15 protein-coding genes are annotated in these 14,750 nt (G+C 45.7%); 2 read left to right on the top strand and 13 right to left on the bottom strand.

The window, feature by feature from the left end; all coding sequences use genetic code 11:
• Positions 1-126: 126 nt before the first annotated feature.
• Together G464_RS0100480 and G464_RS0100485 are read right to left on the bottom strand one after the other, a co-directional pair.
• The gene (locus tag G464_RS0100480) at positions 127-969 is read right to left on the bottom strand and encodes a carbohydrate ABC transporter permease (RefSeq protein ID WP_021618224.1); all 843 of its coding nucleotides are present in this window, start codon (positions 967-969) and stop codon (positions 127-129) included.
• Positions 969-1,823 carry a carbohydrate ABC transporter permease gene (locus G464_RS0100485; RefSeq protein ID WP_022856317.1) on the bottom strand — a complete coding sequence of 285 codons (855 nt, stop codon included), beginning with the start codon at positions 1,821-1,823 and terminating at the stop codon, positions 969-971. Before G464_RS0100485 ends, G464_RS0100480 begins: the two co-directional genes overlap by 1 nt.
• Before the next feature lie 376 nt (positions 1,824-2,199).
• Between G464_RS0100485 and G464_RS0100490 the strand changes: the two genes are divergently transcribed.
• Positions 2,200-3,219 carry a LacI family DNA-binding transcriptional regulator gene (locus G464_RS0100490; protein WP_021618222.1) on the top strand — a complete coding sequence of 340 codons (1,020 nt, stop codon included), beginning with the start codon at positions 2,200-2,202 and terminating at the stop codon, positions 3,217-3,219.
• 474 nt (positions 3,220-3,693) lie between these two features.
• Here the strand turns inward: G464_RS0100490 and G464_RS0100495 are convergent, their stop codons facing one another.
• From G464_RS0100495 to msrA, 11 genes are all read right to left on the bottom strand, one after another.
• Positions 3,694-5,022 (bottom strand): ABC transporter substrate-binding protein, encoded by a 1,329-nt coding sequence (locus G464_RS0100495; RefSeq protein ID WP_022856318.1) that lies wholly within the window; start codon positions 5,020-5,022, stop codon positions 3,694-3,696.
• 257 nt (positions 5,023-5,279) lie between these two features.
• Entirely contained in the window at positions 5,280-6,335 is a 1,056-nt protein-coding gene (locus G464_RS0100500; protein ID WP_022856319.1) for a YeiH family protein, read from the bottom strand.
• A gap of 109 nt (positions 6,336-6,444) precedes the next feature.
• Positions 6,445-7,359, bottom strand: a complete 915-nt coding sequence (gene xerD, locus G464_RS0100505; RefSeq protein WP_022856320.1) for a site-specific tyrosine recombinase XerD — start codon at positions 7,357-7,359, stop codon at positions 6,445-6,447.
• Positions 7,360-7,449: 90 nt separating this feature from the next.
• Positions 7,450-7,833, bottom strand: a complete 384-nt coding sequence (gene rplT, locus G464_RS0100510) for a 50S ribosomal protein L20 (RefSeq protein WP_021618217.1) — start codon at positions 7,831-7,833, stop codon at positions 7,450-7,452.
• Between the two features lie 43 nt (positions 7,834-7,876).
• Positions 7,877-8,071 carry a 50S ribosomal protein L35 gene (gene rpmI, locus G464_RS0100515; RefSeq protein WP_021618216.1) on the bottom strand — a complete coding sequence of 65 codons (195 nt, stop codon included), beginning with the start codon at positions 8,069-8,071 and terminating at the stop codon, positions 7,877-7,879.
• Complete coding sequence (gene infC, locus G464_RS0100520) at positions 8,064-8,831, bottom strand: translation initiation factor IF-3 (protein ID WP_021618215.1); 768 nt, start codon at positions 8,829-8,831, stop codon at positions 8,064-8,066. Before infC ends, rpmI begins: the two co-directional genes overlap by 8 nt.
• Positions 8,832-9,051: 220 nt before the next feature.
• Positions 9,052-10,176, bottom strand: coding sequence for an amino acid ABC transporter permease (locus G464_RS0100525; RefSeq protein ID WP_022856321.1), 1,125 nt, complete (start codon positions 10,174-10,176; stop codon positions 9,052-9,054).
• On the bottom strand, positions 10,173-10,850 hold the full coding sequence (locus tag G464_RS0100530) for an amino acid ABC transporter permease (protein ID WP_022856322.1): 678 nt from the start codon (positions 10,848-10,850) through the stop codon (positions 10,173-10,175). Before G464_RS0100530 ends, G464_RS0100525 begins: the two co-directional genes overlap by 4 nt.
• The gene (locus G464_RS0100535) at positions 10,850-11,680 is read right to left on the bottom strand and encodes a glutamate ABC transporter substrate-binding protein (RefSeq protein ID WP_022856323.1); all 831 of its coding nucleotides are present in this window, start codon (positions 11,678-11,680) and stop codon (positions 10,850-10,852) included. Before G464_RS0100535 ends, G464_RS0100530 begins: the two co-directional genes overlap by 1 nt.
• Before the next feature lie 14 nt (positions 11,681-11,694).
• Positions 11,695-12,468, bottom strand: coding sequence for an amino acid ABC transporter ATP-binding protein (locus G464_RS0100540; RefSeq protein ID WP_021618211.1), 774 nt, complete (start codon positions 12,466-12,468; stop codon positions 11,695-11,697).
• A gap of 386 nt (positions 12,469-12,854) precedes the next feature.
• Positions 12,855-13,862 (bottom strand): peptide-methionine (S)-S-oxide reductase MsrA, encoded by a 1,008-nt coding sequence (msrA, locus tag G464_RS0100545; RefSeq protein ID WP_022856324.1) that lies wholly within the window; start codon positions 13,860-13,862, stop codon positions 12,855-12,857.
• 22 nt (positions 13,863-13,884) lie between these two features.
• On the opposite strand from msrA, the gene G464_RS08325 reads away from it, so the two are divergent.
• The gene (locus G464_RS08325; protein WP_021618208.1) at positions 13,885-14,685 is read left to right on the top strand and encodes a thiamine diphosphokinase; all 801 of its coding nucleotides are present in this window, start codon (positions 13,885-13,887) and stop codon (positions 14,683-14,685) included.
• The last annotated feature ends 65 nt before the right edge of the window (positions 14,686-14,750 follow it).

Here is a 14,750-nt window from a genome sequence, read left to right on the forward strand (position 1 = left end):
AGTTCTGGGATTTCTGGTTCTTAGCTCACTGCTCTTGTAACTGTACTTCGTTATGCGTTGCCCTATATGTTCAGGAGCGTAAGGATAGCTCTCCCTACGCTCCTGAGCGTGATGCAATAATCTAGTTTATCCCTTAACTGCACCTGCCATAACACCGCTAACGATGTACTTCTGGCAAGCGAGGTAGAAGATAATAATTGGAATAATCGCCAAAACGAGGCATGCCATCATTGAGCCCATATCAATCGAGCCGTAGCCTCCCTTGAGATACTGTACTGCTACCGAAATAGTCTTGTATTTTTCAATATCCAAGGTCAAGTATGGCAAGAGGTAGTCATTCCAAATCCACATAGCTTCCAAAATTGCTACAGAGATAATCGATGGCTTCATAATTGGCACAACAATCTGGAAGAATGTGCGTGGCACTGATGCTCCGTCAATCATTGCTGATTCTTCCAAGGACTTTGGAATACCCTTAATAACACCAGTGAAGATGAATACCGCGAGACCAGCTCCGAAGCCCAAGTAGATGAACCACAAACCCCAAGGAGTGTTCAGCTTGAGCATATCGACAAACTTCGAAAGAGTAAACATCACCATTTGGAATGGCACAATCATATTGAACAGGAACAGGGTGTAGAGCAGTTTAGCTACCCAATTGTCTACGCGCACAATCCACCATGCGCACATGGAGGTGCACAGAAGAATCAGCGTAACCGCTCCCACTGTAATAAAGAAGGTCCATCCAAACGAGGTGAAGAGGTTCGTGGTTTCAATACCGCGCGTATAGTTCTCAAGCCCCACAAAGGATTTGCTCGTAGGAAGAGAGAAAGCGTTTTCAGAAATATATGCCTTCTGCTTGAAGGAGTTGATGAATACCAGAACAATAGGGAAAATCCACAACAAGCTGAGAACAGCGAAGAATGCAGACCAGAATCCACTGTGCTTGACCGTATTATTGCTATTCATTATGCCTGCACCTCCTTGCTTGTGGTGAGTCTGTTTTGGATCAAAGCAATAACTGCAACCAAGATAAAGAAGAGAACTGCTTTAGCTTGGCCTACACCTTCCCAACCCATACGTCCATAGAAGGTGCGGGTAATATTCATTGCCAAGCCTTCAGACATATTACTTGGAGCGCCGTTAGTCAATGCTAAGTTCTGATCATAAAGCTTAAAGCCGTTGGTCACTGTTAAGAAGGAGCATACAGTAATCGATGGCATCATCAAAGGAATAATAATACGGAACATTGTTTGCGTTCCTGTTGCACCATCTACTGCTGCAGCTTCAATAACATCGGATGGTAAGGATTGCAAACCAGCGATATAAATAATCATCATATAACCAATTTGCTGCCAACTAACCACCAGCACCAAACCCCAGAAACCGTACACACCTGAGTAGGTTAATGCGCGACCCCAGTGAGCAAGAATACCGTTGAGTAAGAGCAACCAAATATAACCGAGCACAATACCGCCGATAAGGTTTGGCATAAACAGTGCGGAACGGTATAACGATGAACCCTTGATTGCTCGAGTAAGCATATAAGCGATAGCAAAAGCAATAACATTAATAGCAATGGTAGTAACTACTGTAAAGGCTGCAGAGAATCCGAGAGCGTGAAGGAATTCTTTATCTGCTAAAGCTTTCGCGTAGTTTTTGAAGCCTACAAACTCACCATCAGTTACTGTTGTAAATTCACACAAGCTTAAGTACACACCCATAATGAATGGCACAATAAAGCCAACAATAAAGGCCAGGAATGTGGGAAGCGCAAACAAGCCCCACCACTTTCTGACTGCTTTTCCGACCATATCTACCATATGGCTCTCCTCCTTCGAAATACTGCCCTGCCTCTATGCATTAGTATCGTGCACCGCTCACACTCCGCTGTGGTTAGGCATGGCAGATCTAAACAGTAAAACCATAATAGACATCGTTTGCATAGAATGTCAAATTTATTGCAATATGTCGCGCAAGATATTTTGAACAGTATTGCGTATGAGCGCAAGAAGCACATACAATAAACTTTGTAATTTTCGCTATATTTCAGCGTTTATGACGTAAAATAAAAGAAATGACATGCACATAGACTGTGCACATTCTTAATTGATAGATTGTTGCAAACGTTTGTAGTTGCGTTGGGGTGCGTTCGCATTCACTGCGCAATATGCTACTTTTAGTACGGAGGTTAGAAGCATGGGACACACTATTCAGGATGTAGCAGAGGCTGCAGGCGTATCCACGTCCACCGTTTCTCGCGCGTTCACTAGACCGGATTTAGTATCGGCAAAAACCCGTGACCGCATTCTTTCCATTGCTGCACAGATGCATTTTTCCCTTTCGCGTTCAGCAGCAGCTTTGAAATCCGGGAAGTCATTACGCATTGCGCTGCTGATGAGCGGCAAAATGAATTTATGGTTCATTTCTTCGGTTTTTGAGGGACTTAACGAGATTTTTCATGAAGCCGGCTATGACGTTTCTGTGTTCCAGATTGGTAGCATTGATGAGCGCAAAGAGTTTTTCCAAACTCTGCCTGTGCGACGCAATGCGGATGCTGTTATTGTTTCATCTTTCAGTATTGACCGCGACGAGGTAGGACAGCTCAATTCCATCGGGGTTCCTGTTATTGGTATTAATGCCGACAACTCTGAGGAGCTCGGTTTCACCGCCGCTATTAACATTGATGATATTCATGGATCTGAGATTGCTGCTCGTCATTTGATTCAATTAGGGCACAAAGAGATTGTGTATGTGAGTACGCATCGTGAAGTTTCTTTGCACTTCTCTGTGCAAAATCGTACCGATTCGTTTATGAACTATTGCAAAGATCACGGAGTACGCATTCGCAGTATTGCATGCGAGATTAGTGAGAATGGGCAATACAATATTAGTGATGTGGCTTCTCAAGTTCTTGCTATGGATCCGCTGCCAACAGCTATTGCATGTCAGGAAGACGGTATTGCCATCCCTCTGCAATTCTTACTCGAACGTAGTGGCATTCACATTCCGCATGACGTGTCGATTATGGGATTTGACGATGCTTCGTATAGCGCAGATTTGGGATTAACAACAATTCGCCAGAACCCAGTGGATATGGCTCGCAAGGCTGCACGCATGGCATTAGAGCTGATTGACAGCAAAGAGATTGACGAGACTTTTGTAGTAGAAAAGGCTGAGCTTATTGTGCGCTCCTCTACTTCCCGACCTCGCGCGTAATTACACATTTTAGCGCTCATACAGATAGCCCGTCTGCAGGATTGTGCGGACGGGCTTTGCTTTAGATAATCAGTTCGTAGGCTTACGCGAAAGCGGTTCTTTGGATTTTAGGAGGGCTTTGAATTTCGTGGGATTTGATTGGGGTTAGCTTATTTCATTTGGTTATTATCGCGGTGCGTAGGAACTTGAGTGATGCGTGAAGCATGACTTGGTATAGCGTTCCATGATTTACGCATGGGCGAGGGCCGAGAGAGTTTTTCGAGCGCACACATTGTCAGCGCACCGCGCTCACAACCTCCACGCACCTGCTCTCCCAAAAAACAAAGAACCTTTAATGCGGTTTCTAATGCTCAGACGCAGAGGTTGAATAATTACCAAAGCCCGCAAAGTCTCCCTCACCAATAGAAAAATCCTGAGCCCCTCCCAAAAAGGAGACTCAGGATTTAACAGAGAGCTAGTTACTTCTCACAACATTTAGTGCGAAGCATCGTATTCAGTCTTCCAACCATCAACGAATGCTGTCTTCACAGCATCCCAGTTCCCGGTGCCCTGTGCATATTCAAGCATTGCGCTACCGAGGTTGTTCTTCCATGTTTCGGAAGGCATGAAGGTGAAGTTCCACGAAACTGGCTTCTTACCAGACTGCGCATCTTCCACAGCAATCTTCACCAATGGGTTGTCTGGAGTAGCATCAGAGAAGGTCTTGAATGGAACAGTGAAGCCCATTTCCTCAGTCATCGACTTCTTACCTTCATCAGAGCTAATAACCCACTTGAGGAAGTCTTCAGTAGCCTTCTTATCCTTATCCGATGCCTTATCGTTAATGCACCAGTAATTTTCAGAACCAGTGGTTAAGCCCTGATTCTCTTCACCCTTAGCACCGATATAGATTGGCATCATACCAACCGAATCAGCGCTCATGCCAGCCTTCTTCAAATCAGACCATGCCCAAGTACCGTTCTGGTAGAACGCAGCCTTACCTAAAGCGAACTCAGAGTTTGCGTCATCACCTGTCTTGGAGCTGAGCTGTGTCTTAGGTGTGGTGGAATCAGTAATGTACAAATCGAAGATGTTCTTGAAGTTCTTCAAATATGTACCCTTAACAGTTGCTGGCTGGTTATCTACCTTATCCTCTTGGAATTCATAGTAAAGAGGAAGATTTGCCAAGTGAGTCTTAAAACGCCAGTCAGAGCTAGAGTCAAAACCTGCAGAGGTGAAAGCACCGTCTACACCAAGCTCATCCTTATGCTTTTGAATACCATCAGCAACTTCCTTGAGCTTGTCGAAGCTATTGATTTCTTCAGCAGACTTGACTGCTGCATCTGACAAAGCAAAGTACTTGTTCAAAATATCCTTGTTATAGATGATGCCGTAGGTTTCAGTAACATAAGGAACACCAACAACCTTGTCACCATCCTTCAAAGCAGTATCTTTATCTACCAGCTGATCGTAGAGATAAGTCTTAGACAGGTCAGCAGTATACTTCTTCCAGTTCTGGTAGCCTACAGGTCCATTTACCTGGAACAGAGTTGGAGCTTCGCTCTTAGCAATTTCAGACTTTAATGTCTGCTCGTATGTGCCCGAAGCTGCGTTTTGAACTTTAACTTCTACGCCTGTTTTCTTCGTGTAATCCTTAGCCAACTGCTTCCACTGATCTGCATTTTCTGGCTTGAAGTTTAGGAAGTAAACTTTACCCTTACCATTGCTAGATGCACTGGAATTACCACATGCAGCTAATGTGCCCAAAGACATTGCTGCCATAGCAGTTACTGCAATTGTTGACTTCAACACTCGATTCATCATCGAATCCTCCTCCCGATATGTCTCCACCATATCGATATCTTTCCGCTATAATCTTCTGCGATTACAAGCACCGTAAAACGGATAATACCATTATGCACTACATTTTTTTATTTTGCAAACGTTGTCAGAAACGTGTTGCAAAAACTTTGTATTTTCGTATCTATGTCACCCGCTCTACTCAAAACAGCATAAATAATGCGGTCTCCAACCATCAGGTCACAAGACCGCATATGCAATCGTTCGCTAAATACTTGCTCTTATAGTAATCCTAGCGCAATCATCATCAGCAAACTCGATATAGTAATACCAATCCAACATACAGCGCCCAAAAGCAGTGGTTTTCCGCCAGTCTTAATCAGATGAACTATATCGCTGTTCAAGCCAATCGCAGCCATCGCCATAATCACAAAGAACTTAGACAGCTCTTTGAGCAGGTTAAATGATTCAGGAGCAACACCCATGAATCCTGCAAGAGTGGTAATAAGAGATGCCACAATAAACCAGAGAATAAACTGTGGGAAGGCGCGCTTTAAGGAAAAAGTAGACTTCGACTCACTACCCTCTTGCGCAGCTTGTTTGCGTTGCACGAGAATAGCCAAAACTAAGGTGATAGGAATAATGGCTAGAGTACGAGTGAGCTTCACGGTAACAGCTGTATCTAAAGTCGCAGATCCCAAACGCCACATAGTGTCCCACGTAGCCGCTGCAGCTGTAACAGACGAAGTATCGTTGACTGCCGTTCCAGAGAAAATACCGAAAACCTCTCCCGAGGTCGTACTCATACCGCACGCCATACCCAGCAGCGGGAAGAGCAAAGCAGCAATAACGTTAAAAAGAAAAATAACAGAAATTGATTGTGCTACTTCTTCATCACGCGCTTTAATAACGGGAGCTGTGGCAGCAATTGCCGAACCTCCGCAAATAGAGGAGCCTACACCAATCAAAGTGGCTGTATTAGAGGTCATTCGTAGCGCTTTACTCATCAGCCATGCCAAAACGAGAGCAACCGTAATCGTTACTACAATAATAGGCAAAGACTGCCATCCAGTTTGAGCAACAACAGCAAGATTTAATCCAAAACCAAGAAGAGCTACCGCTGTTTGCAGAACGTATTTCGAGGTAAAACTAATACCGGATGCTGCAGCGCCCTTCTTTTTCCATGCTAAAGCAATAAGCATTCCGAGCAATATTGCAAAAATAGGTCCGCCAATTTCTGGCAGAAACTTGCCTAAAACCCACGCAGCAAGACCAATCACCAAACTTATTGCTATACCTGGCGCTAGATTTACACATTTTTTCACAAAAGTATTCATATCTACCAGTAACTTTCTCTCATCTCTCACTTTCCATCATAGTATTTTCGTGGGATATGCGAGCAGATAAGTGATATGAATAAAGTTTTGCAGACAACTTTGCAGAACTTTAGCGCGCTCGAGGATGCGATAAAATATAGCTTTCTATAAGTGTTTGCGGGGAAACATGCGTATAGATTTGCGTTGTGGTAACCGATGCGTGACCTAGTAATTCCTGTACTGTACGCACGTCTGCTCCCCCTTGAATAAGATGCGTAGCACACGAATGACGCAGCGTATGCGGATGAATATCTTTATGTACCTGAGCTAGAGCCGCATAGTGTTTAACGATTTCCCACACGCTTTGACGGGATAACCTTTTACCTCGTTTATTGAGAAAAACTGCGCGCTGCTCTATGCCCGTTTTAGATTTCAGCGCTAACTGTTCACGCCCAGTTGCAAGATACTCACTGAGCGCTTCACAGGCATATGATCCTAACGGTACGAGGCGTTGTTTATCACCTTTTCCGAGTAAACGAGCCACACGATCGTTAAGATCGAGATCAGTTAAATCTAAACCAACAGTTTCGGTAACACGTGCAGCTGAGGCGTACATAAACTCCAAAAGTGCGCGGTCACGGATACTAACCGGATCACCCGTTTGCGCTGACTGAGCTGCAATGTCGATTATGCGAGATACTTCATCGATAGTGAGAACGTCCGGCAAGGAACTGCCTACTTTCGGCGCTTTTACTCCTTGAGAAACATCTGCAGGAACAATACCTTCTGCGCTGAGGAACTTATGAAATTCATGGATAGAGGCTAAAGATCGCGCAATACTTCGAGCGCTCATGCCACTGAGAGAGGTGATAAATTGCTCTATATCTTCACGGTGAATTTCTTCCGCTTTTTCGATGCCTCGCGATGTAAGCCACGTTATATATTTATTGAGATCTGATTGATAGGCGCTAACTGTTGCGGGCGATAAACCGCGTTCCACGCCAATATGAACGCTAAATTGTTCGATCTGCTGCCCAAAACTCATATGTGCTACTCTACACGAAACCTCCGCGCAGAAAACTGTGCGGAGGTTTCGTGTACTTACAGGTTAAGCCAAGTAATTCTTGAGTGTTACTTAAGCCTCAACTGGAGCGTTCACATCAGCTGGAAGAGCTGCCTTTGCCTGCTCCACAATTGCCTTGAAGGTTTCTGCATCGCTTACAGCGAGCTCTGCCAATGCACGGCGATCGAGTTCGATGCCTGCAAGGCGAAGACCCTGGATGAAGCGGTTGTATGTAATGCCTTCAGCACGAACTGCAACATTAATACGGGTAATCCACAGCTTGCGGAAGTCACCCTTGCGAGCCTTACGGTCGCGGAAGTTGTAGTTAAATGAGTGAAGGAGCTGTTCCTTTGCCTTACGGTAAAGGCGGGAACGCTGACCGCGGTAACCGCTAGCGCGTTCGAGAACAACACGACGCTTCTTGTGAGCATTAACTGCGCGCTTTACACGTGCCATAGTATTTCCTCTGCTTTCTAAAAAATCCTAATCCAGCACGCGCTTACTTAGCGATCATGCTCTTGAGCTTCTTGCTCTGTGCTGGTGCGAGTACCTGGTCTGCCTTCAAAGCACGACGCTTACGTGCGCTCTTGTGCTCCAAGTTGTGGCGCATTGCAGAACCTGCCTGCATGAGCTTACCGGAACCAGTCACGCGGATTCGCTTAGATGCAGCGGAGTTACTTTTCATCTTAGGCATTGCTGCCCTCCTTGCTTGTCGTCTTCTGGGAAGAAGTCTTGTTCGCAGTTGCGTCTGCCAGCTTGCTTTCTGCTTCAGCCACAGCTTGTGTCTGAGCTTCACGCTTCGCGTTCAGACGAGCGGCTTGACGTGCTTGACGCTCTGCACGAGACTCTGCACCACGTCGGCGCTGCTCAGACTGAGTCTGAACTTTCTTGCCCTTTGGTGCGAGCACCATGATAATGTTGCGACCATCCTGACGAGGACGTGATTCAATGGAGCCAGACTCCTGAACTTCGTCAGCCAAACGCTGTAGAAGTTCCACGCCTCCAACTGGACGAGACTGCTCACGTCCACGAAGCATAATAGTGACTTTCACTTTGTCGCCACCATTAAGGAATCGCTCAACGTGACCCTTCTTCACTTCAAAATCATGATCGTCAATCTTAAGGCGGAAACGAATCTCCTTAACCTCAGCAGTGCTTTGGTTGCGGCGTGCTTCGCGAGCCTTAATCTTTTCGTTGTACTTGTACTTACCATAGTCGATGAGTTTAGCCACCGGTGGCTTTGCATTAGGTGCAACTTCAACCAAATCCAAATTTGCTTCGCGAGCAAGATTGAGAGCGACTGAAGTGGCAACAACGCCCACCTGTTCACCCTTAGGGCCAATCAGGCGCAGCTGTGGTGTGCGAATTTCATCGTTAATACGCGGTTCAGTGATGATGTCTCCATTCGTAAAACTATGCGTGGGTACATCCCAGAGACCTGTGTCTACCTGCATACAGATGCGGCATATAAATTCTTGTAAAGAATCCGATGCTCTTAGTAGCACCTGCGTGCAGTGCGACCTAAGTCTGAACCCGAAGTCACAAAAAACTTCCAGGTGGGAAATTCCACTTTCTTGATTTCTCAAGCCTTGATAATATTACCATAGGCCTAGACAAAAGCAGATGCTCCTGCCCTCTCGCGCTTAGCAAGACAACAGGAGCATCGTAGAGCTGTTACTTCTTAGGCTCATCCTTCTTTGGTTTCTTCTTTAAACCAAGGGTTTGCATGGCCTCTTTCGTGTATTTCTTAGCTTCCTCACGATAATAGTGAGGGCGCTCCAAATTCTCCTGCTCAACGTAATGATTATGAGCCCAGTGCTCGTTGTGGGCGTGTGAACCATGGAAGTGATCTGGATACACAGGTTGCGTACCACCGAATGGTCGAGGAGTTTTTGCTGCCTTAATCTGGTTACGGTTTGTTGCATCCATAACTGCAATTGGAGGCACAACTTCTTCTTCCACGGCACCCGAGGTGCGGCTAGCCATCCAGCGAGGCAAGGCTTCTGCAATACGCGATACGATCCAGCACACAATAAAGTAGACAACGGCTGCAACAGTCAGCGTCTGCAAAATATTGAAGTACATGGAGCCAAGTCGGCGAGATTCCTGCAACAAATCGGTGTACAGAATAATCGAACCTAAAGCGGTATCCTTTAAAGCAACCACAAGCTGTGTAACCGTTGCTGGCAACATAGCGTAAATAGCCTGAGGCACTTCAATGCTCATAAGCGACTGAGTGCGTGTTAAGCCCAAAGCCAAAGATGCTTCGCGCTGACCGCCTGGCAGATTTCCTACACCCGAGCGTACAAGCTCTGCGATAACGGAACCGTTATACAAAATCAAAGCGAGCACAACCGAGTAATAGGACGAGTGCTTAATGCCGATGCCGGCGAACCAACGCCAGAAGAAGACCATCATAATAAGCACTGGAACTGCACGGCAGAACTCAACGATCAGACCGGCGATGGAGCGCAAAATAACGTTTGGCAACAAACGCAGCACACCAAAGAACAAGCCAAAAATAAGCGAGCCAATAATACCGGTAACCGAAGCGCCCAAAGTAAGGCCCAAACCTGGCAGATAGAAATCCGTCCATGCTTCGAGTTCCAAAGCTGGCTGCCACAGCTGCCAGGACAGCTGGTTTTCGCCCTGAGGAGGGTTATGCAGTCGCATCAAAATGGAGACGGCGAACAGTGCAATAAGAACAATAGCCACCCAGTTGAGGATGCGAATACGGCGACGACCGCGTGGACCTGGCTCGTCGAAAAGCAGTTTTGTAGAAGTATCTTGATTTTTCATCGACGCACCGCCAATCGGTTAGACAAATATGTGGTGAGCAAACCAATAGGAATAATAAGAATGAGGTAGCCAATCGCGAAAATAAGGAAGATAGCAATAATATGCTGCGAATGGAACTCAATCATGCTGCTCATTAAACTCGATGTTTCTGTAGCTACAGACGCTGCAGCCGCTACAGTGGAGTTCTTGAGCAAAGCAATCAAAGTATTTCCTAACGGAGCCACGGAACCGCGGATAGCCTGAGGCAAAATAATCTGCGTTGCAGACTGCATAAAGGTGAGACCGAGCGCACGCGATGCTTCTGCCTGACCAACCGGCACAGTATTAATACCGCTGCGCAAAGATTCGCACACGAATGCAGCCGTATACACACCCAAACCAACCACAGACAACCAGAAGAAGTTAATAGCGAAGGTGTCGGAGAAGCTCACCTTGAGCTGACCGAACACACCCAAAACCATAAACACCATAATGATGGTCAGTGGCATATTCTTAAAGAATTCGGTGTATCCTGCTGCGAAACCGCGCAAGGACGAGATTGGGCTAATACGCATCGTAATAAGCAAAACACCCAAAATTGTGGCGATAACAGCCGACCAGAAGGTGAGTTTAATATTCACCCAGAAAGCGCCGACGACATCGTATTCAGTGAACAGATTAAGAACGTCGTTCATTACTTTCCCTCCCCTTCAGTTGCTTTTGGTGGATTATATTCCTTATCTGGAGAGAAACCAGTGCCACGAGTGTTATCTTCAATAGCTTTCTGCCATGCACCCGAGCTAACCATTTCTTTAATAGCAGCGTTAATTTGCTGAGCCAAACCGGTGTTGCCCTTGTGAATACCTACACCATAATATTCCTGAGTAAACGGTGCGTTTACGAGCTTTAAGCGGCCGCGGGAGTTAGCAGCCAAACCAGCCAAAATAATATTATCGGTGGTTACCGCATCCACAATTCCCGAGAACAAAGCGGTTGCGCACTCAGCATAACCTGGCTGTTCCATCAGCTGAACTTTATCGGAATACTTTTCCTTAATAACAACAGCCGAGGTTGAACCTGTTACCGAGCATAAACGTTTACCGTTCAAATCGTTCGGTCCTTTAATCGTGGTGTTATCGGAACGCACAAGCAGATCCTGACCAGCAACTAAATACGGTCCAGCAAAATCAACGGTTTTCTTACGATCATCAGTAATAGAATACGAAGCTAAAATCATGTCGACATCGTTATTTTGCAGCATAGCTTCACGCTGTTTTGATGGAGCTTCTTTCCATTCAATCTGATAATCTTCATAGCCCATGTAGTTGGCAATATAGCGTGCCACAGACACATCGAAACCTGTGTATGTGCCGCCCTTCTTAAAACCAACACCTGGCTGATCGAACTTAATACCGATAGTAATTTTACGGTCATCGCTGCTGGAGGAAGAACCGCATGCAGCAAGTGACGACACACTGGCAACAGCTAAAACAGTTGCCAGAGCTTTATGCATAAATTTCTTCATGACTTCTGCCCCTCTTAATGCTTAAGAATCTTAGACAGGAAGTCCTTTGCACGAGCTGTTTGAGGATTTTCGAAGAACTCTTCAGGCGTGCCTGCTTCCAAAATCTTGCCGTCTGCCATAAAGACAATATTGTCGGCAACCTTGCGAGCGAAGCCCATTTCGTGGGTAACGCAGATCATAGTCATACCTTCGTGTGCCAGCTCGGTCATGGTGTCGAGAACTTCATTAACCATTTCAGGATCTAATGCAGAAGTTGGCTCATCGAACAACATGACCTTTGGATGCATAGCCAAAGCGCGCGCAATTGCTACACGCTGCTGCTGACCACCCGAAAGCTGTGCAGGCATTTTCGCTGCCTGGGAATCAACGCCTACACGTGCAAGCAACTCCATAGCTTCATCTTCAGCTTCTTGCTTAGCAATATGACGTACCTTCATAGGAGCCAAAGCGACGTTCTGCAGAATAGTCTTATTCGCGAACAAATTAAACTGCTGGAATACCATACCCACTTCTGCTCGAAGATTAGCCAAATCTCTGCCTTCTTCTGGAAGAGGTTCACCATCAATACGAATAACACCTGAGTCGATGGTTTCCAAGCGGTTAATAGTGCGACACATAGTTGATTTACCAGAACCAGATGGTCCCAAAACCACCATTACTTGACCCTTGCCTACCTTAAGATTGATATTCTTAAGTACATGCAAATCACCGTAATGCTTCTCTACATGGCTGAGTTCAACAAGTGGATTTTCAATATTCTCGCCAACATGAACGCTTTTGGCAGCCATATATCCTCCTTAATTCTTCTTTATCTCAACATGTAAAACGCTATTTTATACACGGGCTGTTATCTTACAAGAATTTTTATGTAACGATTATGTTACCTAGCTCATCTGCTATTGCACACGATGAGTACGCATCCGTCCTGTTCTACAACGCCGAACAGCGCATTTTTACTCACGAAAGCCGCTGTTGCGCACGTTGCGCGCGAACGTACATGCGCGGCTGTGAAAAATCACCAAAATCAATGTCCAAAAACAGCTGCTTGGCATAACACGTACCTATCCGTCATGCCAAGCAGCAAAAAAGAAAGTAAAAAAGCACGCGAAGAAAGCAGAAAAAGCGCTATGTACTATCTCGCGCTATCTTTTACTATCCTGCGCTATCTCAGCAATCAGTTCTCGCCCTGAAGCACGAGCTCAATCAAATCGCCATATCCTTTTTCTTCCAAATCCTCAAGCGGAATAAACTCCAAGGAAGCGGAGTTCATGCAGTAACGCAGCCCTCCCATATCCTGCGGACCGTCAGTAAAAACGTGTCCCAAATGAATGTCTGAATCTTTTGCACGCACTTCTATGCGCGGACGACCAAAGAGCGAGTAATCAGCAACTTCAACAAGATCGTCGTTATTAATTGGCTTACTAAACGACGGCCAGCCACAACCGGAATCAAACTTTGTTGACGACACAAACAGCGGTTTGCGCGAAACAATATCAACATAAATTCCCGGTTCAAAAGTGCGGTCATAAGTATTCGCAAAAGGTCGCTCAGTGTCTGCATTTTGCGTAACTGCATAACTCAAATTGCTTAGCTGCCAAATGCGCTCAATATATTTCTGTCGCTGAGGAGCACGCAACATGGCTTGCACAGAAATATGACAGTATCCTTGAGGATTCTTGTCAAGATAATCTTGATGATAGTCTTCAGCAGCATAAAAGTTCTGCAGAGGAACAACCTCAACTGCGCATTCCTTGCCGGAGAGCTGCTCCCGAGCTTCTAACTGAGCGATAGCGGTGCGAAAAACGTCTTTCTGCTCTTGCTGCTGTTCATCGCTACCATACAGATACAAGCCTGAACGATATTGAGCACCAACATCATTCCCTTGACGGTTTACACTCCATGGATCAATCACGTCGAGGAATAACAGGGTAAGCACGCGCAAACTAACGAGGTCAGGATTGTAGAGAACTTCAACAGTTTCAGCTGCTCCCGTAGCGCCTGAACAGACCTGTTCATAGCTCGGGTTCACAACACTTGAGTTTGCGTATCCAACACGGGTCGTTATAACTCCCTGAACTTTCTTGAAGTATTCCTCCAAACCCCAGAAACACCCGCCTGCAAAATAAGCCACGCGCGAGTTTGCATCGTCATTGCTTGCTACTGTATTTGCTTCATTACTCATACGCCCACAGTATATTAGACATATGAGCATTTCTAGCAATAAGCAGTCAAGTTTCCGTAGAGCTAAAAAAGCAGTTATTTTTGGCGCAGGTGAGTATTTCGATGAAATGCCTTTTATTCCAGCGGATGCTTATGTTATTGCTGCTGACGGCGGCTACGACCACGTAACAGCTTTAGGCGTTACTCCTCACGCTTTTATTGGAGATATGGATTCAGTTGTCGATGATTATTCTGTTTCTGCTTCTACACGCATGATTGAATTGCCTGCAGAGAAAGATGACTCCGATATGATGGCTGCTGTGCGTTACGCTTGGCAGCTCGGCATTCGTAGTTTCGAATTTTACGGCGTTTTTGGCGGTCGGATGGACCACAGTTTTGCAAACATTCAGTTGGCCGCAAAAATTGCAGCGCATGGTGGGATTGCTTTTATGCATGCTGACCATATGATTTGCACTGTTATTACTGACTCTGTTTTGCGTTTTCCTGCAGGATATGTTGCGAGTAAGCGACCGCTGTCTGTTTTTTCGTATTCCAGCACCTGTGCTCATGTGTCGTTAGAAGGTTTGAAATACACTCTTGATGACGTTGAAATGAGCAGTATTAATCCTGTAGGATTGAGTAACGAATTTTTACCTGATACTCCTGCTTTGATTGCTGTTGATGGTGGATCGCTCGTTATTATGTATCCGAGTGAGGCACCATCTCCTCTCGTAGATAGTCATGTGATAGAGGACGGCGATTTCGGAGCAGTGCAGACACAGAAGTCTGAACATTTGAATATACAGACAGTTTCAACACCTCGCCGAGGTAAGCACGCAGCGTAAAACTATGCGACACGATTCACTCAGTACATAGCGCACATTAAAATAAAACACGTTGGCAATAAGCC

Origin of the sequence: Alloscardovia omnicolens DSM 21503, from assembly GCF_000420505.1 — a bacterium.
In the GTDB taxonomy this organism is placed as follows: domain Bacteria; phylum Actinomycetota; class Actinomycetes; order Actinomycetales; family Bifidobacteriaceae; genus Alloscardovia; species Alloscardovia omnicolens.

What these genes read in the sequence shown, in the direction of transcription:
- xerD (WP_022856320.1), bottom strand. Translation starts at nt 7,359, where the DNA reads ATGAGTTTTGGGCAGCAGATCGAACAATTTAGCGTTCATATTGGCGTG.
- G464_RS0100535 (WP_022856323.1), bottom strand. Translation starts at nt 11,680, where the DNA reads ATGAAGAAATTTATGCATAAAGCTCTGGCAACTGTTTTAGCTGTTGCC.
- G464_RS08325 (WP_021618208.1), top strand. Translation starts at nt 13,885, where the DNA reads ATGAGCATTTCTAGCAATAAGCAGTCAAGTTTCCGTAGAGCTAAAAAA.
- rpmI (WP_021618216.1), bottom strand. Translation starts at nt 8,071, where the DNA reads ATGCCTAAGATGAAAAGTAACTCCGCTGCATCTAAGCGAATCCGCGTG.
- infC (WP_021618215.1), bottom strand. Translation starts at nt 8,831, where the DNA reads ATGCAGGTAGACACAGGTCTCTGGGATGTACCCACGCATAGTTTTACG.
- G464_RS0100485 (WP_022856317.1), bottom strand. Translation starts at nt 1,823, where the DNA reads ATGGTAGATATGGTCGGAAAAGCAGTCAGAAAGTGGTGGGGCTTGTTT.
- G464_RS0100500 (WP_022856319.1), bottom strand. Translation starts at nt 6,335, where the DNA reads ATGAATACTTTTGTGAAAAAATGTGTAAATCTAGCGCCAGGTATAGCA.
- rplT (WP_021618217.1), bottom strand. Translation starts at nt 7,833, where the DNA reads ATGGCACGTGTAAAGCGCGCAGTTAATGCTCACAAGAAGCGTCGTGTT.
- G464_RS0100495 (WP_022856318.1), bottom strand. Translation starts at nt 5,022, where the DNA reads ATGATGAATCGAGTGTTGAAGTCAACAATTGCAGTAACTGCTATGGCA.
- G464_RS0100490 (WP_021618222.1), top strand. Translation starts at nt 2,200, where the DNA reads ATGGGACACACTATTCAGGATGTAGCAGAGGCTGCAGGCGTATCCACG.
- G464_RS0100540 (WP_021618211.1), bottom strand. Translation starts at nt 12,468, where the DNA reads ATGGCTGCCAAAAGCGTTCATGTTGGCGAGAATATTGAAAATCCACTT.
- G464_RS0100480 (WP_021618224.1), bottom strand. Translation starts at nt 969, where the DNA reads ATGAATAGCAATAATACGGTCAAGCACAGTGGATTCTGGTCTGCATTC.
- G464_RS0100525 (WP_022856321.1), bottom strand. Translation starts at nt 10,176, where the DNA reads ATGAAAAATCAAGATACTTCTACAAAACTGCTTTTCGACGAGCCAGGT.
- G464_RS0100530 (WP_022856322.1), bottom strand. Translation starts at nt 10,850, where the DNA reads ATGAACGACGTTCTTAATCTGTTCACTGAATACGATGTCGTCGGCGCT.
- msrA (WP_022856324.1), bottom strand. Translation starts at nt 13,862, where the DNA reads ATGAGTAATGAAGCAAATACAGTAGCAAGCAATGACGATGCAAACTCG.